This is a genomic window from Streptosporangium canum, assembly GCF_900113865.1.
GTDB classification, from domain to species: Bacteria; Actinomycetota; Actinomycetes; order Streptosporangiales; family Streptosporangiaceae; genus Streptosporangium; species Streptosporangium canum.
The window spans coordinates 44,538-61,723 of the sequence record NZ_FOQY01000023.1; the positions used below are offsets into that span (position 1 = coordinate 44,538).

General features: G+C 70.9%; 15 protein-coding genes. 10 read left to right on the forward strand and 5 right to left on the reverse strand.

The genetic code is table 11. The annotated features are described in order from the left end of the window. Positions 1–5: 5 nt before the first annotated feature. Together BM085_RS28295 and BM085_RS28300 are read right to left on the reverse strand one after the other, a co-directional pair. On the reverse strand, positions 6–2,174 hold the full coding sequence (locus BM085_RS28295) for a transglycosylase domain-containing protein (RefSeq protein WP_093889928.1): 2,169 nt from the start codon (positions 2,172–2,174) through the stop codon (positions 6–8). Positions 2,175–2,276: 102 nt separating this feature from the next. Beyond that, positions 2,277–2,756 (reverse strand): Lrp/AsnC family transcriptional regulator, encoded by a 480-nt coding sequence (locus tag BM085_RS28300; protein WP_031163229.1) that lies wholly within the window; start codon positions 2,754–2,756, stop codon positions 2,277–2,279. Between the two features lie 102 nt (positions 2,757–2,858). Between BM085_RS28300 and hppD the strand changes: the two genes are divergently transcribed. The 3 genes from hppD to BM085_RS28315 all read left to right on the forward strand — a co-directional run bounded on the left by hppD (position 2,859) and on the right by BM085_RS28315 (position 6,081). After that, a complete protein-coding gene (hppD, locus tag BM085_RS28305) occupies positions 2,859–3,968 on the forward strand; it encodes a 4-hydroxyphenylpyruvate dioxygenase (RefSeq protein WP_093889929.1) in 1,110 nt (369 codons plus the stop codon). A gap of 45 nt (positions 3,969–4,013) precedes the next feature. Beyond that, on the forward strand, positions 4,014–4,538 hold the full coding sequence (locus BM085_RS28310) for an RDD family protein (RefSeq protein WP_093889930.1): 525 nt from the start codon (positions 4,014–4,016) through the stop codon (positions 4,536–4,538). Between the two features lie 85 nt (positions 4,539–4,623). Further along, complete coding sequence (locus BM085_RS28315; protein ID WP_093889931.1) at positions 4,624–6,081, forward strand: M1 family metallopeptidase; 1,458 nt, start codon at positions 4,624–4,626, stop codon at positions 6,079–6,081. Between the two features lie 118 nt (positions 6,082–6,199). On the opposite strand, the gene ilvA is transcribed toward BM085_RS28315, so the two are convergent. Next, positions 6,200–7,408 (reverse strand): threonine ammonia-lyase, encoded by a 1,209-nt coding sequence (ilvA, locus tag BM085_RS28320; protein ID WP_031163235.1) that lies wholly within the window; start codon positions 7,406–7,408, stop codon positions 6,200–6,202. 236 nt (positions 7,409–7,644) lie between these two features. On the opposite strand from ilvA, the gene BM085_RS28325 reads away from it, so the two are divergent. The 7 genes from BM085_RS28325 (at position 7,645) to BM085_RS28360 (ending at position 14,833) form a co-directional block, all read left to right on the forward strand. Next, positions 7,645–7,986, forward strand: coding sequence for a PadR family transcriptional regulator (locus BM085_RS28325; protein ID WP_031163237.1), 342 nt, complete (start codon positions 7,645–7,647; stop codon positions 7,984–7,986). 5 nt (positions 7,987–7,991) lie between these two features. After that, the gene (locus tag BM085_RS28330; RefSeq protein ID WP_143121104.1) at positions 7,992–8,915 is read left to right on the forward strand and encodes a hypothetical protein; all 924 of its coding nucleotides are present in this window, start codon (positions 7,992–7,994) and stop codon (positions 8,913–8,915) included. A 111-nt stretch (positions 8,916–9,026) separates the two neighbouring features. Further along, on the forward strand, positions 9,027–9,917 hold the full coding sequence (locus BM085_RS28335) for a hypothetical protein (RefSeq protein WP_143121105.1): 891 nt from the start codon (positions 9,027–9,029) through the stop codon (positions 9,915–9,917). A 49-nt stretch (positions 9,918–9,966) separates the two neighbouring features. After that, on the forward strand, positions 9,967–10,851 hold the full coding sequence (locus BM085_RS28340; RefSeq protein WP_143121106.1) for a hypothetical protein: 885 nt from the start codon (positions 9,967–9,969) through the stop codon (positions 10,849–10,851). Further along, complete coding sequence (locus tag BM085_RS28345; RefSeq protein WP_245789748.1) at positions 10,848–12,629, forward strand: peptidoglycan-binding protein; 1,782 nt, start codon at positions 10,848–10,850, stop codon at positions 12,627–12,629. Before BM085_RS28340 ends, BM085_RS28345 begins: the two co-directional genes overlap by 4 nt. Before the next feature lies 1 nt (position 12,630). Then, the gene (locus tag BM085_RS28350; RefSeq protein ID WP_245789749.1) at positions 12,631–13,452 is read left to right on the forward strand and encodes an ABC transporter ATP-binding protein; all 822 of its coding nucleotides are present in this window, start codon (positions 12,631–12,633) and stop codon (positions 13,450–13,452) included. 205 nt (positions 13,453–13,657) lie between these two features. After that, positions 13,658–14,833: an ABC transporter permease gene (locus tag BM085_RS28360; protein WP_093889938.1), complete on the forward strand. Its 1,176-nt coding sequence runs from the start codon at positions 13,658–13,660 to the stop codon at positions 14,831–14,833. Positions 14,834–14,933: 100 nt separating this feature from the next. Here the strand turns inward: BM085_RS28360 and BM085_RS28365 are convergent, their stop codons facing one another. Beyond that, positions 14,934–15,956, reverse strand: coding sequence for an ROK family protein (locus tag BM085_RS28365; protein ID WP_093889939.1), 1,023 nt, complete (start codon positions 15,954–15,956; stop codon positions 14,934–14,936). Beyond that, the gene (locus BM085_RS28370; RefSeq protein ID WP_093889995.1) at positions 15,957–17,153 is read right to left on the reverse strand and encodes an FIST signal transduction protein; all 1,197 of its coding nucleotides are present in this window, start codon (positions 17,151–17,153) and stop codon (positions 15,957–15,959) included. Positions 17,154–17,186 lie beyond the last annotated feature (33 nt).

The window sequence follows — 17,186 nt, forward strand, 5'->3', positions numbered from 1 at the left end:
GCCGGCTAGCGGCCCGGCGGTCGCTGGGAGAACTCTTCCGGAGGCCGGGTCTGATCGCGGGGACCGGTGCCCGTGTCGTCGCCCATCCCGTCGCCCGTGCCGGTCCCGTCGCCCGGGTTGTCACCCGGGTTGTCGCCCGTGCCGTCACCGGTCCCGTCTCCCGTGCCGTCCGGGGACGGGGTCGGGTCGGGGACCTCGCCGGTCGTCCCGTCGGGGAGCGGGGTGGGCGAGAGGTCCTGACGGTCGCCGTCGCCGTAGTCGCCGTAGTCGTCGTCGGAGCGGTAGCCGTTGTCGTAGTAGGTGGAGTAGCCGTAGTTGGACGGCTCGGCGAACTCCTTGACCGGCTTGCCGGACATCGCCTCGGTCATGAAGGCACGCCAGATCTGCGCCGGGTAGGTCCCGCCGTACTGGGCGCTGCCGTTGACGACCACCGGCTTGTTGTCGTCGCGGAACATGTCCACCGCGACCGCCATCTGCGGGGTGAACCCGGCGAACCACACGGCCGCCGACTTGTCGGTGGTGCCGGTCTTGCCGGCCACCGGCCGGTCGTAGAGGCGGGCGGCCGAACCGGTGCCCGCCTCGACGACCTGGGTCATCGCGTAGGTGGCGTCGATGGCGGTCTGCTCGGTGAAGGCCCGCTCGCCCTTGACCTTGACCTTCGTGGTCCGGCCCTTGGCGTCGGTGACCGAGCGGATCACGTGGGCGTCGCGGTGGACGCCTCCGGCGGCGAACGCGGCGAAGCCGGAGGCGTTCTGCACGGCGCTCACCGACGCCACGCCCAGCGGCAGCGTGGCGGCGGACCGGTGCGGGGCGAGCTGGTCGGCGGGGATGCCGACCCCCTCGGCGACGTTGACCACCTTGCCGAGGCCGACCTTCTGCCCGAGGTCGACGAACGCGGTGTTCACCGAGCTCTGGGTCGCCTTGACCAGGTTGATCTCACCGTAGGAGTAGCCCCCCGAGTTGGGGATCCCCTTGTCGTCCGAGGCGACGTGCAGGGGCGAGTTGCCGTCCACCCGGGTGTCGAGGCCGAAGCCGTTGTTCAGTGCGGCGGCCAGCGTGTAGGCCTTGAAGGTGGAGCCGGCCTGCACCTTGGCCGAGAAGGAGTTGTCGAACTTGTTGGCCTCGTAGCTGGGGCCGCCGTAGAAGGCGACGACCTCCCCGGTGGCGGGGGCCACGGCGGCCAGGCCGGTGCGGACCTTCTTCGACGTGCCCTCGGGCAGGACCGAGGTGACGGCCCGCTGCGCGGCGGCCATCAGCCCCTTGTCGAAGGTGGAGACGATCTTCAGGCCGCCCTGGTTGACGGCCTCGTCGGTGTAGCCCATGCGCTTGAGCTCGGCCGCCACCTGGTCGAGCATGTAGCCCTCCTGGCCCTTGGGCGCGAAGATCGCCCTGGGCTTCTTGAGGGTGGGGAACGTGGTCGCGGCGGCCTGCTCGGAGGTCAGGGCCCCGGTCTGCACCATGCCGTCGAGCACCGACTGCCAGCGGGCCCTGGCCGCCTCCAGGTCGGCGCCCCGGGGGTCGGCGAACCGGGACGGCTGCTGGATCACCGCGGCGAGGTAGGCGCCCTCGGCGACGGTCAGCTTGCCGACGTCCTTGCGGAAGTAGGCGTCGGCCGCCGCCTGGATCCCGTCGGCGCCCCGGCCGAAGTAGATCGTGTTGAGGTACTGCTCCAGCACCCAGTCCTTGGACTTCGACTGGTCCACCTTCAAGGAGATCATGACCTCCTTGAGCTTGCGGACGACGGAGCGTTCCTGGCTGAGGCCGCTGTAGTAGTTGCGGACCATCTGCTGGGTGATCGTGGATCCGCCCTGGAGCTGCTGGCCGGTGACCGTGGACCACATGGCGCGGAAGGTGCCCTTGAGGGAGACGCCCTTGTCCTCGTAGAAGGAGCGGTTCTCGGCCGCGATGACCGCGTTCCTGACGCTCTGCGGGATCTGCGCCAGGGCCACGCTCCTGCGGTTCACCCCCTGCTTGGCCAGCACGGTCTTGCCGTCCCGGTAGTAGATCACCGAACCCTGCGCGGTGGCCCTGGGCTGGGTGCTGTCAGGGATCGGCGTCATGAGCCACGCCACCCCGAGGAAGCCGATCACCGAGACCGCGGCGACGCCGAAGACGATGAGCGTGATCCGCAGGAGTCTTCTCCTGGGTTTGCCCTTCTCTCCGCCCTTCAGCACGCCCGAACCCCCATCCACTCCGCATTCACCCCCCGTGAGCAGTGCGGACCGTAAGGGTAAACGATGGATAACGGTGTCTGAACCCCGCTTGGGATAGTACGGCTAGCTCTTCCCCTGGCGCGGTACATCGGCCACCAAAGGAAGGACCCGGTATGGCACGGGGGTGTCCAGCGCGATCACCGATGACGTCCGCACCACACCGTGAACGTCAACGATCAGGTCAATGACCCTCTGCAGATCGGCATTGCTGCGCGCCACGACCCGGCAGTGCATGTCGTCGCCTCCGGTGATCGTGTGCACCTCCAGGACCTGGGGGATCCCGGCGAGCTGGTCGGCGACCGGATCGTGCCCGCTGACCTGCCGGATCTGCAGGGTGACGAACGCGGTCACGTCGTATCCGAGCGCGGCGGGGTCGATGTCGGGACCGTAGCCGGTGATCACCCCTCTGGCGGCCAGCCGGTCGAGGCGGGCCTGCACGGTCCCTCTGGCCACACCGAGCCTCCGGGAGCACTCCAGCACGCCGAGTTTGGGCTCGGCCGCCAGCAGGGCGATGAGCCGGGCGTCGAGTTGATCAATCGTCATGATGTACAGACACTCCTGCGGAATGCGCGGACAGATAGACATATTGTCCACTCATTCAAGTGACTGTTGCACAACCAGCCCATCGAAACAGAAAGTGTCCGCATGAGTGACATCTTTCCCGTGAATGGCATGGACGCCGTGGTCTTCGCCGTGGGCAACGCCAAGCAGGCCGCCCACTACTACTCCAGCGCCTTCGGCATGCGGCTGGTGGCCTACCGCGGCCCGGAGAACGGCAGCCGCGACGAGGCCGCCTATGTCCTCACCTCCGGCAGCGCCCGGTTCGAGTTCCGCGGCGCGGTGCGGCCGGGCACCGGCGTCTCCCGCCATGTGGCCGAGCACGGCGACGGCGTGATCGACCTGGCCATCGAGGTCCCGGACGTGGAGGCGGCCTACACCGGCGCACTGGCCCGGGGCGCCAAGGGCCTGGCCGAGCCGTACACGATGGAGGACGAGCACGGCAAGGTCGTGCTCGCGGCCATCGCCACCTACGGCGAGACCCGGCACACGCTGGTCGACCGGTCCAACTACAGCGGCCCCTACCTGCCCGGCTACGTCGCGGCCGAGCCCCTCGTGCCGGCCCCCGACGTGAAGAACGGCCGCCTGTTCCAGGCCGTCGACCACTGCGTCGGCAACGTGGAACTCGGCAAGATGGACGAGTGGGTGGAGTTCTACGGGCGGGTCATGGGCTTCACCAACATGGCGGAGTTCGTCGGCGACGACATCGCCACCGAATACTCGGCGCTGATGTCCAAGGTCGTCGCGGACGGCACCCGCAAGGTGAAGTTCCCGCTCAACGAGCCGGCGATCTCCAAGAAGAAGTCGCAGATCGACGAGTACCTGGAGTTCTACGGCGGCCCCGGCGTGCAGCACATCGCGCTGGCCACCAACGACATCCTCAGCACGGTCGACCACATGCGCGCGGCCGGGGTGCAGTTCCTCGACACGCCCGACTCCTACTACGACGACCCGGAGCTGCGCGCCCGCATCGGCGAGGTCCGCGCGCCGATCGAGGAGCTGAAGAAGCGCAAGATCCTGGTCGACCGCGACGAGGACGGCTACCTGCTGCAGATCTTCACCAAGCCGGTGCAGGACCGCCCGACGGTGTTCTTCGAGCTCATCGAGCGGCACGGCTCGCTGGGCTTCGGCAAGGGCAACTTCAAGGCGCTCTTCGAGGCGATCGAGCGCGAGCAGGACCTCAGGGGCAACCTGTAACAGCTCTTGGCTTTGCGCGGGTGAGTCCCTGGTGATCAAAAGCTCATGGGAACATCACCGCCGCCACCGCCGGACGACTCGGGACCGTATCCCTGGTCGGCCCCGCCCCCCGGGCAGGGCCGCGGCGGTGGCGGGCAGGCTGCCGGGAGACTCGGCGGCCGCTGGCGCCGTCTGTTCGCGGGCATCCTCGACATCATCATCGTGGGCGTCATCTCCTCGCCGTTCACATACGAGTCGTTCAGCACGGTGTGGGACGCCGACAAGGACATCTTCGTACGGGTCCCCATCCAGCACACCTTCCTGGCGGCCCTCGTGGGCTTCCTCTACTACTGGCTGCTGACCGCCTTCTGGAACGGGCAGACCCTGGGCAAGAAGCTGTTCGGCCTGCGCGTGGTCGACATCGGCTGGGGCAGGGTCGGGGTCGGGCAGGCCGCGGTCCGCGAGCTGGTGGCGTGGCTGCTTTACGCCACCTGCTGCCTGGGCTGGATCAACCTCGCCTTCATCCTTTTCACCAGCCGAAAACAGGCCATCCACGACATCGCCGCCAGGACACTCGTCGTAGATACCTGATCACCCCAGGTCACCACCCCCTTCTCGCGTAGTCTGCGATCCAGGTGGCCCGGCACGGCCGGGCTCGGAAAGGGGATTCAGGGGCATGGCGTCCGGTCGGCTGGCTATCGCGGCAACCGCCACTTTTCTCGGCATTCTCGGTACGGTCGCCTGCTCGGCGTCGAGCGGTGAGAGCGCCCTGGCCGGGGACGCGCCGCCCACGGCCGCCGCCGGTTCCGCGCCGGCGCACGCTCCGGGCAGGATCGGCGCCCCCGGGATCGGCGACCCCGACTTCCCCACCGACGGAAACGGCGGCTACGACGTCGACCGCTACCGGCTCAAAATCGACTACGACCCCGCCACCAAGCACCTTTCCGGCGTGACCGGGATCGAGGCGAGGGCCACCCAGGATCTGGCCAAGTTCAACCTGGACCTGCGGGGGTTCGAGGTCAGCCGGATCACCGTGGACGGCAGCCCCGCGGGGTTCGAACGGTTCAAGGACGAGCTCGTCGTCGCCCCGGCCAAGACGATCTCCGACAAGGCCCGGTTCACCGTCGAGGTCACCTACGCCGGAGAGCCCGACCCGGTCAGAGGCTCCTCCAACCTGGGCACCTACGGGTTCATCCCGACCGAGGACGGCGCGTTCGTCGCGTGTGAGCCCAACGGCGCCAAGACCTGGTTCCCGAGCAACGACCACCCCGCCGACAAGGCCCGCTACGACTTCGAGATCACCGTCCCCGAGGGGCTGACCGCGCTGGCCAACGGCGAGCTCGTCGGCCGGCCCAGGTCCGCCCGCGGCAAGACGACCTTCGTCTGGCGGGAGAGCCACCCGATGGTGAGCTACCTGGCCACCGCGACCCTCGGCAAGTTCGAGCTGCGCCAGGGCAGGACCGCGACGGGGATCCCGAACCTGGCGGCCGTGGACCCGCGCTACCGCGCCGCCCTCGACGACCTCTACACGCAGTCGGCGAAGGCGACCGACTACTGGACCACGGTGTTCGGCCCCTACCCGTTCTCCTCCACCGGCGGCGTGATCGACGACTTCTCCGCGGGCTACGCGCTGGAGAACCAGACCAAGCCCATGTACGGCGGGTTCACCCCGGACGGGAGCATCATCGCCCACGAGCTGGCCCACCAGTGGTTCGGCAACAGCCTGAGCATCAAGCGCTGGCGGGACCTCTGGCTCAACGAGGGCTTCGCGACCTACGCCGAGTGGCTGTGGGCGGAGCACAACGGCGAATCCACCGTCGAGAAGACCTTCCGAAGCCACTACGCGGCCGGCCCGGACGCCGCCATCTGGAAGTACGCCCCCGGCCGTGCCAAGCCGGAGGACCTGTTCAACAGCTCGGTCTACAACCGCGGCGGCATGACGCTGCACGCGCTCAGGCAGCGGATCGGCGACCCGGTGTTCTTCAAGCTGCTGAAGACCTGGAACGCCGAGCACAAGTACGGATACGTGACCACCGAGGAGTTCGTGGCGCTCGCCGAGAAGCTCTCCGGCAAGCAGCTCGACAAGCTCTTCGAGTCCTGGCTGTTCACCGACCGCAAGCCCACGGAGTGGTGACGCCCCGGCGCGCGGCACGGGGCCGTCCGAAGGCACCCGGCACGGGTCACCTGAAGACGCGCCGCGCGAGTCACCCCAAGACGCACGGCGCGGACCGTCCCTGGACGCACGGCGCGGATCACCCGAAGATGAGCCGGTAGCCCTCCTTGCGCAGTGACGCGAGCACCTCGTCGGAGTGGGCGGGGCCCTTGGTCTCCAGCTGGAGCTGGACCTCGACCTCGCCCAGGTGCACGCCGAGCCGCTCGTGCACGATGTCGAGGACGTTCGCGCCGAGCCCGGCCAGCTTGGTCAGGAGCACGGCCAGCGCGCCCGGCCGGTCGGGCAGCGGCACCCGCAGGGTCAGGTAGCGTCCCGCCGCGGCCAGGCCGTGCCGGAGGACCTTGGCCAGCAGCAGCGGGTCGATGTTGCCGCCGGAGAGCACGGCCACCACCGGCGGCTCGAAGACCTGCGGCTGGGCCAGGATCGCGGCGACCCCGGCCACCCCGGCGGGCTCGACGACCTGCTTGGCCCGTTCGAGGCAGAGCACCAGCGCCCGGGAGATGTCACTCTCGGTAACCGTCACGACGCTGTCGACCAGGTAGTGGATCAGCTCGAAGGGCAGCTCCCCCGGACGGCCCACCGCGATGCCGTCCGCCATCGTGGAGGCGGGCTGGACCATGACCGGATGCCCCGCCGCCAGCGAGGCCGGGTAGGCGGCGGCCCGCTCGGCCTGCACGCCGACGATCCGCACGCCCGGCCTCAGCGACTTGACCGCGAGCGCGACCCCGGCGGTGAGCCCGCCTCCGCCGAGCGACATCACGATCGTGCCGACCTCGGGCAGCTGCTCCAGGATCTCCAGCCCGATCGTGCCCTGCCCGGCGATGACGTCCGGGTGGTCGAAGGGGTGGATGAACACCGCCCCGGTCCGCTCGGCGTGCTCCTTGGCCTGGGCCAGCGCGACGTCCACGGTGTGGCCGGCGAAGACCACCTCGGCGCCGTAGGAGCGGGTCGCGGCCACCTTGGGCAGCGGCGCCCCCTCCGGCATGTAGACCGTCGCCCTGGCCCCGACCAGGCCCGAGCCGAGCGCCACCCCCTGCGCGTGGTTGCCGGCGCTGGCCGCGACCACGCCCCGGCCCCGCTCCTCCTCGGTCAGCCCGGCGATCCTCACGTAGGCCCCGCGCACCTTGAACGACCCGGAGCGCTGCAGGTTCTCGCACTTGAGGTGGACCGGCCCACCGATGGCGGCCGACAGCACGTGCGAGTGCAGGAGCGGCGTCCGCAGGGCCACGTCGGCCAGGAGCTCACGGGCGGCGACCACGTCGTCGTAGGTCACCTCGGCATCTGACATGCGGCTCATCCTGCCACCCCGGCCCGGTACGGCACGCGGACACCCGGCCCGGTACGGCACGCACATGCCGGGTCCGGTACGGCACGCGGACACCCGGCCCGGTACGGCACGCACATGCCGGGTCCGGTACGGCACGCGGACGCCCGGCCCGGCAGGGCGCGCGGACGGCGCATCGGGCAGGCCTCGCGGGACATCCGTGTTGACCATACTTCGCCCGACGAAGTATGGTCTCCCGCATGGCTAAAGGATCACCCACGGTCAGTGAGCCGACCTACTTCATCCTCGCCTCGCTGCTCGACGGCCCTCTGCACGGGCACGGAATCATCAAGCAGACCCTGGAGCTCTCGGAGAACCGGGTGAGGCTGCCGGTCGGCACGCTCTACGGCGCGCTCGACCGGCTGGCCGCCGCCGGCCTGATCGCCGTGGACCGCGAGGAGGTCGTCGACGGGCGGCCGAGGAGGTATTTCCAGCTCACCGACCAGGGGCGGACCCTGGTGTCGGCCGAGGCCCTGCGCATGCAGCAGGCCGCCTCGGTCGTGACCAAACGGATCCTCCGCCCCGGATCGGCGTTCTCGTGACCGTCGTGACAGAACACCGCGCCGCCACGGGGGCGGGCGCGGGAGTTCTGGAGCGGCGCTACCGGCGGCTGCTGCTGGGCTATCCCCGCGCCTACCGGTCCGGGTACGGCGGCGAGCTCATCGCCACCCTGCTCGACACCGCCGAACCGGGGCGCACCCTGCCCTCAGCCCGCGAGTCGTTCGCGCTGGTCGCCGGCGGGCTGCGGACGCGGGTGATCTACGCCACGGAGCGGCCCGCCTGGGTCGACGGGGTCCACCTCGGAGTCCTGGCCCTGTCGGTAGCCCAGCTCGCCATGCTGGTGCCGTACGCGACGTCCGTCCCGCTCTGGGTGGGTCTGTCGGCGCTCGCCGTCCTGCTGATCATGCGTGGCCGGGTACGGCTCGCGCTGCCGGTGGTGGTGCTGGTCGCGGTGAAGGTGTGCGCGATCACGCTGGGGCGGCCCTGGCTGGACCCGACCCTGCTACCCGTCGATCCCGACCGGTTCTGGGGCGACGGGTCGCTCTACGGGGGCGGCGGACCGGTGGCGCCGATGATCGGCTACGCGCTGGCCGTCCTCGGCCTGCTGGTGCTGGCCGTCCACGGCGGGCGGCTCGGCAGACGCTCGTGGTTCTGGCTGCCGGCGGCCCCGCTGCTCGCCGGCGCGGACCCGGCGGGCCTGGACTTCCCCGCGGCCGGCGGGTCGCACGCCACGGCCAGGGTCGCGCTGGAGATCGGGGTGCTCCTGCTGGCCGTCTGGGCCGGCCACGTGGCGCACGACCCGCGCTGGGCCATGGCCGCCGGCGTCTACCTGACATCGGTGCTGGCGGTGTACGCCGAGAACCTCGGCGCCCACTCCGAGCGGGACCTGGCCCACCTGGCCGTGCTGGTCCTCCTCACCGCGTCCGCCGCGGCGGTGCCGTACCGCGCGAAACGGCACATCCTCCTGTGACCTCTCAGCCCTTCCTGACTCTTTAGCCCTTCCGCCTGGAAGTCGTTTCTCACCGTGGGCGGCGCCACCGCCTCTCACAAGCATGCCCGCACATCGAAACGAGATCACCCAATGTCACGAGTTCTCACCGCCATGCCCGCGGCCGTCCTGGCCCTGGCCGTACTGTCCGGCTGCGGCGCGGAGACGCCGGCCGCCGCGCCCGCCACCGGGAAGGCGTCCACCGCCGCCGATCCGCACGGCAAGCGCCGCCAGGTGGAGGCGATGCGCGCCGACTGCATGAAGCAGAAGGGCTTCAAATACATCCCGAACATCTCCCCACCGCAGGGGGCCAGAAATACCGTCCTGCGGCAGATGAGCGGCGACTACGCAACGATGCGCGAATATCGCGAGAAGCACGGCTTCGGGGTCTTCTTCATCGCCGCCTATCCCGACGACCCCGAGGAAGGCACCGACCAGCCCCTTCCCAACCCCAACTTGGAGCTGTGGCCGTCGCTCTCCGGGACCCAGTACAAGGCCTGGAGAGCCGCCGACAACGTCTGCTACGCGGCGGCGTTCAAGAAGTTCACCGGTAAGACGGTCACCTCCGAAGAAGACGTCTACAAGCAAGGGGAAGCCCTCTCTCTGAAGACCAGGAAGCGCCTGCTCGACGGCGACCCCCGGCTGGTCGAGCTGGCCGGGGGCTTCGGTGACTGCCTCAAGAGCAAGAGTTACCCGGTGACCTCGCTCAAGCCCACCGCGCTGGAGACCAGGGGCTGGGACGCCTTCGACAAGCAGCGCACCGTCGCGCTGGACAAGCACAGGGAGTCGGGGGCGGAGGGCATCGACGCCCTGCTGCTGCCGCCCGGCAAGGCACGCCCGTATCTGGCCAAGGAGATCAAGGCCGCGCTCGACGACCTGGAATGCGGCAAGGACTTCTACGCCGAGTTCCTTCCGAGGGACAAGAAGGTCCAGGACGAGATCTGGGACCAGTTCGGCCGGAAAGAGGGGCTGCTGCCGTGGTGAGGTCGGCGCCCCCCATGAGCACGCCCCCACATCGAAACGAGGTCACACGATGTCACGAGTTCTCATAGTTACGCCCGCAGCCGTCCTGGCCCTGGCCGTACTCGCCGGCTGCGGCGCGGAGACGGCGCCGACCGCAGCGCCCGCCGACGGAAAGGCGTCCGCGACCGCCGACCCGCGAAGCAAGCGCCGCCAGATGGAGGCCATGCGCGCCGACTGCATGAAGGGCAAGGGTTTCAAATACGCGGCCAACGTGCCCGCGCCGGTGCAGCGCACGCCGGAGGAGGTCAAACTGCGCACCGGCGACTACGACGCGATGGCGAAGGAGCGCGAGAAGTACGGCTTCGGGGTCTTCGCCGGACACGTCTATCCGGAGCGCAAGGAGGTCGGCATGCTCGTCGACCCCAACGAGCCGATCGCGATGGCGCTGTCGGAGACCCAGCGGAAGGTATGGGTCTCGGCCGACGAGACCTGCTACATCCAGGCGTACTCGAAGTTCAGCGGCCGCAAGGTCACTTCGGGCATAGACGCCTTCAATCAGATGAACACCATGTCCAAGCAGCTCAGGGGCCGCGAGCTGAACGGCGACGCGGAGCTCGTCCGGCTCGCCGGCGCATTCGGTGAATGTCTCAAGAACAAGGGGGTCAAGGTCACCTCGTTCAAGCCGACCGATATCTCCTCGAACGGCCAGGAGGCCTACGAGGCCATGGCCACGAAGATCGGCAGGGAGCAGAACCCGGACGCCAAGGGCGAGCTCGTCATCCCCGATCTGACCGCCGACCGGGCCCGGCCGTATCTGGCCGATGAGATCAGATCCGCCCTGCTGGACCTGGAGTGCGGAAAGGACTTCTACCCCGCCTACAAGTCCAAGGAGTGGGCGATCAGCCAGAAGGTCGACACCGCGTTCGGCGTGGACGAGGGGCTGTTCGGCTCGTGAGGTCGAGGCGCCGCGTGCTGAGCGGCATCGTGGCCGGGGTCGTCGTGATCGCCGGCGCCGGGTGGGCGGTCGGCACGCGGCTACGCTCTCCCGCCGACGAGGCCGCGCTGCGGCAGCCGCCCAAGCCCTCGCTGATCACCTCACCCGTCGTACGGCAGAAGCTGACCAGCACGATCGCCGTCAGCGGCACCCTGGCGTACGGCTCGCCGCTGCCCGTTAGCCTCGCCGGGGTGGTCGGCGGCACCGCCGAGGCCCAGCGGGTCACCCGGGCCCCGCGCCCCGGCAAGATCGTCGAAGGCTCGGTGCTGATGGAGGTCAACGGCCGCCCGGTGTTCGCCCTGCGCGGCAAGGTCCCCATGCACCGGACCATGGCCCCGGGCACCGCCGGCGCCGACGTCAGGCAGCTCCAGACGGCGCTGCGCCGCCTCGGGTTCGGCGCGCCGGTCACCGGTGTCTTCGACGCCCCCACCACGGCCGCCGTCCAGCGCTGGTACGCCAAGCGGGGATACGCGGCCCAGGAGCCCGACCTCGCCGCCAAGCAGACCAGGGAGCAGCTCCGCCAGGCCGTGCAGACCGCCGAGGAGGCGCTGCTCGCCGACCGCAGGGCCCTCGACGCCGGACGTGACGTCATGCCGCTGAAGCTCAAGCTCGACAACGCCCGCGAGGACCTGCGGACCGCCGAAGGAGCGCTGGAGGGAGCTGACGCCACGGACCTCACCCCGGAGGAGACGCGGCAGCTGGAGAGCCTGCGCCAGGCCGTACGGACCGCCGAGGAGGAGGTGCTCGCCGCCGAGCAGGCCCTCACCGCGGCCAGGTCCGCGCCGGTTCCCCCCACGCCCAAACCCGAGCAGACCCCCGCCCCGGCCAAGCCCGAGGCCGACACGCGGCTGCTGGAGATGAAGGTCTCCAACGCCCGGCAGAACCTGGAATCCGCGCGCGCCGCTCTGGCGGCTTTCGGGGACGAGGCGGGCGTGAGCAAGGAGAAACGCCTTGAGGAGCTGCGCAAGGCCGTACGGCTGGCACAGGAGGCCGTGGTCACCGCCGAGCAGGCGCTGCGCCAGGCCCGCCAGAACTCCCCGCTCCGGCTGAAGATCGCCAACGGCCGCCGGAACGTGGCGAGCGCCAAGGCGATCCTGGGCGAATACATGAAGACCTACGGCATCGGGATCCCACCCGGCGAGATCGCCTTCCTCCCCACGCTCCCGGCCCGGCTGGACAAGGCGTCGGTCAAGCCCGGCGACGCCGTGGGGGACAAGGTCGCCACGGTGACCAGCTCGGCCTTCGCGGTGACCGGCTCGGTGGACAGCAAGGAGGCCAAGCTCCTGCGCAAGGGCATGAAGGCGACGATGGAGACCGCCGACGGCGCGAAGCTCCCGGCCGTGCTGAGCGCGACCGGGGAGGCGGCCAGGCCGGCCGAGGAAGAGGAGGACGAGAAGGGCACGGGCGCCGGGGCGTCCGACAAGGATCCGGGCTCGGTGCCGGTGCTGCTCACCCCGGCGGTCACCAAGGGCCTGCGGGAGCTGGTCGGCGTGTCCGTCACCGTGCGGATCTCCGTCGGCGCCACCGGGGGCGCCGTGCTCACCGTGCCGGTGGCCGCGGTCGTCACCTCGGCCGACGGCCGGCCACGGGTCCAGGTGGAGGTGCCCGGCGGCGGCGACAAGGTCCGCGACGTGGAGGTCAGGACCGGCCTCACCGCCGACGGCGACGTCGAGGTGACGCCCGTGAAGCCCGGCGGGTTGAAAGAGGGCGACCGGGTGGTGGTCAGCGGTGATTCCTGACGTGCCCCCCGATGTCATCCGGCTGGACGAGGTCAGCCGGGTGTTCCCCACGGAGCCGCCCGTGCTCGCGCTCTCCAAGATCTGCCTGCGTGTCGGGCAGGGGGACTACGTGGCCATCGTGGGCCCCTCGGGGTCCGGGAAGTCCACCCTGCTCAACACGCTGGGCCTGCTGGACCGGCCCACCTCGGGCTCCTACCTGCTGGACGGGATCGAGACGACCACGCTGAGGGACGGCGCCAGGACCCGGCTGCGGGGGCGCAAGATCGGTTTCATCTACCAGTCCTTCCACCTGCTCGCCCACCGGACCGTGGCGGAGAACGTCATGCTCGCCGAGGTCTACGGCCGGAGCGCCCGGGCCGGGCGGGAGAAGGCGGGGCTCGGAAGGCCGAGGCTCGGGAGGACGGATCGCGGGAGCACCTGGAACGGGCCGGCGGGCCGGGGGAAGACGGGGCACGGGCCGGTGGACGCCCCGGCGGGCGTGACCGTCAACGGGTACGGCCGGCGGGGACGGCGAGCCCGCGCCGAGGAGGCGCTGGAGAAGGTGGGCATGACCCACCGCCTCGACTTCCTGCCCGACCGCCTGTCCGGCGGCGAGCGCCAGCGGATGGCCATCGCCCGCGCGCTGATGGGCGGCCCGTCGCTGCTGCTGTGCGACGAGCCCACCGGCAACCTCGACAGCAAAAACACCGGAGCGGTCCTCGACCTCTTCGACGGCCTCCGCGACCAGGGGCTCACCCTCCTGGTCATCACCCACGAGGACGCGGTGAGCTCCCGCGCCGGCCGCCGGGTCCGCATCAGCGACGGCGTCCTCACCGAGGAGTGATCATGCGCCCCCGTCCCCTCCGCAGCGCGGCCGTCCACCATGACGAGACCACCGCATCCCGTACACCCCGCCCCCTCCACAGTGCGGCCGTCCACCATGACGAGACCATCACGTCCCGTACACCCCGTCCCCTCCACAGTGCGGCCGTCCACCATGACGAGACCGTCGCGTCCCGCGCGCTCCGTCCCCTCCGGGAGGAGTGACCATGGACATCCGCGATCTCTGGGCCGAGGCCCTCGCCGGCATGCTCGCCCGCCCCGTCCGCTCCGCGCTGACCACGCTCGGCACCGTCCTCGGCATCACCACCCTGGTCATCACCCTGGGCGTCGCCGCCACCGCCGGGAACCAGATCGTCGGCCGGTTCGACGAGCTGACCGCCACCGCGATCACCGTCGAGGTCCCCGACAAGGCCGACCCGCTGGTCACCTGGGACGCCCCGGCCGCCCTCACCCGGCTGCGCGGGGTCACCTCGGCCGCCGCGCTCGCCCAGACCGACGAGAGCTCCAACCTCCAGGTCGCCTCCAACACCCTGGTGGACCCGACCAGGGTCACCAACCAGACCCTGGCCGTGGTGGCCGGCGGGCCCGAACTCCCGCGGGCGGTCCGCGGCCGGATGACCGAGGGCCGCTTCTTCGACGCCGGCCACGTCGAGCGCCGCGACCGCGTGGTGGTCCTCGGCGACCAGGCCGCCAGGATGCTCGGCGTCACCCGGCTGACGAGCGCCCCCGCCGTCTTCATCGAGGACCGCGCCTACACGGTGATCGGCATCCTGGGCGACCTGCGCCGCGAGCAGATCCTGTCCACCGCCGTGATCGTGCCGCCCACGATCGGCGCCGACTTCGGCCTGAAGAACGTCACCCGCGTCCTGGTCAACACCACCCTCGGTGCCGCCGACCTGATCGCCGGTCAGGCCCCCGTCGCGCTGAGCCCCAACCATCCCGGCGAGCTCCAGGTGATCGCCCCGCCCAGTCCCACGCGCGCCCGCGACGGCGTCCAGGACGACGTCAACGGCCTGTTCCTGATCCTCGGCCTGGTGTCCCTGGTGGTCGGCGCGATCGGCATCGCCAACGTCACGCTGGTGACCGTGATGGAACGCGTCGCCGAGATCGGCCTGCGCCGCTCGCTGGGCGCCGCCCGCCGCCACATCGCCGCCCAGTTCCTGCTGGAGTCCACCCTGATCGGCATGACGGGCGGCGTGATCGGCGCCGGCCTCGGCCTGGTCTCCGTCGTCGCCATCTCCGCCGCCAAGGAGTGGACCCCCGTCCTCGACGCCCGCCTCGCCCTGGCGGCTCCCGTCGCCGGCGCCCTGGTGGGCCTCCTCGCGGGCCTCTATCCGTCCCTGCGAGCCGCCCGCATGGAACCCGTGGACGCCCTGCGCTGAACTCTTGACGATCTCTCACCGAGGCAGGGCAGTCATGGGACATGGCCAGGGACGGCGAGGCGGGCCGAGGAGGCGGAGCCGTACGGGGGCGGACGCGCCGTCAGTGGGTCCAGTAGCGGTCGGCGGCGAGGATCAGGGCGGCGGCGCCGACCAGGCCGGCGTCCTGGCCGAGGGAGGCCGGGACGACCCGGACCCGCCGGGCGAACTCCATCCGGATGTGGTCCCGCAGAGCCGCCTCCAGCGGATCGAACAGCAGCGGCCCGGCCTGGGAGAGGCCGCCGCCGATGGTGACGACGTCGAGGTCGCAGAGGTTCGTGGCCGAGGCGATGGCCAGGCCCAGGGCCCGGCCGGCGCGGCGCATGGCGGCGAGGGCGATCTGGTCGCCCGCCTCCGCGTCCAGGGCGAGCTGCCGCCCGCTGGCCGCCGCCGCCTCCACATAAGCGGACCCGGCGAGTGCCGTCTCCACGTAAGCGGACCCGGCGCCCGGATGCCAGCCCTGCTCCACCGCCCAGGCGGCCAGCCCCGGGCCCCGGGCGATCGCCTCCAGGCAGCCCCGGCCGCCGCAGCCGCAGGGGGGCCCTTCGGGGTCGACCACGATGTGCCCGATGTGCCCGGCGTTGCCGCTGCCGCCGTCGATCAGCCGGTCGCCCAGGATCAGCCCGCCGCCCACCCCCGTGGACACGACCATGCCGAGCATGTTGGCGCTGCCCCGCCCGGCTCCCCGCCAGTGCTCGGCGACGGCCAGGCAGACGGCGTCGTTGTGGATGCGGACCGGCACGCCGGGGAACCGCTCGGCGAGTTTCGCCCGCAGCGGGAAGCCGCGCCAACCCGGCATGTTCAGCGGGGAGACGGCCCCCTCCGGCCAGGTCATCGGGCCGCCGCAGCCGATTCCGACACCGTCGACCACGCCGCCCGCGGCGGTGTCGCCGTCGATCAGACCATCGGCCGCGGCACCGTCCAGCAGGGAGTCGACCAGCTCGCCGAGCGCTTTCCACAGGGCCCGCGCGTCGCCACCCGGCGGCGTCGCCGCCCGGCGGGCCGCCCGCACGTTCCCGTCGGAGTCCACCAGGGCGACGGCGAACTTCGTCCCGCCGATGTCGACAGCAAGCACTGATCCGGACATCTAGTGATCGTAAGGCCGATCCGCAGTCGGATGGGAGGAGAAGACCAGGACAGAGGCGGTGAACCCGTGCACGTGGTTGTGCCCGCCGACCGGGCCGACCTCCCCGGCGGCGAAGAAACCGGCCACGCTGATGGGGCCGAGCGTGTCGCGGAGCGCGACCGCGTCGTGGTCGGCGGTGCCGAACATGGCCGAGCCCCGGCCGTTGCAGGAGAACAGCAGGGCGCCGTCCACCCGGCCGAACTCCTCGCGGTGCGCGTCGAGCAGCTCGTAGAGGTCCTCGTCGGCGGTGGCGGCGTCGCGGACCTGGAAGCGGACGGTGCGGCCGATCTCGACGACGTCGCCGATGGCCACGGCCTCCCGCTCGGGGTCGATGCCGAGCACCCCTCTGATCAGGAAGTCACCGCGCTCGTGCCGCTCGGCGTATTCGTCCATGGCGACGCCGATCTGCAGCCCCGACGCGACCAGGTCCCGGTCGTCCTCGTCCAGCGCGCTGACGATCTCCTCCAGCCGGGCCAGGGCCGGCTGGCCGGCGAGTTCGAGGAGCAGGTTGTCCTCGACCGCGGTGACCGCCATCGTCGGCCCGATGGGGCGGCACCCCTGGCTGACCACGGTGCTGACGTTGACGGGGCCGCTGAGCAGCACGCCGACGGCGCCCTCGGTGTAGATCTCCCCGTCGGCGAACAGCCGTACCGCACCCCGGCCCTGGATCGCGTTGGCCAGCCCGCCGATCAGCGGGAGGTCGCCCAGCACCTCCTGTGAGCGCTCGACGAAGCCGTCGGTCGGGAAGCTGTAGGGATCGGCGAGCAGGATGGCCGCGTGGTCGTCGGGGCCGCGCTCGGGCAGGCCGACCACGACGAAACGGTCATCGGTCCGCAGCGTGTCCAGCGCGAAGGTGGTCAGCCGGGCGCCTTCCAGGGTGGCGGCCCAGACGCTGACCGCAGGGGTGACCTCGACCCCCTGGCCGTCGCCGATCACGCCGGTGGCGCTGCAGCCGATCACCGAGGCGCCGGAGGCCATGCTCATCACGCGCAGTCCCGCGCGGGAGACGTCGTCGGGATCCTCGCCGCAGATGAAGAAACAGACCAGGTCAGCCGGTGCGGACAGGCCTGACAGGGCCTGGCGGACCGCGGTCTCGGCATTGGTGACCAGGTCGGATCCCACGGCGAGACCGTCGGCGAAACGACTTGTCAGAAGCACCACTCGCCTCGCCTCTCCTTCTTCCCCGAAACC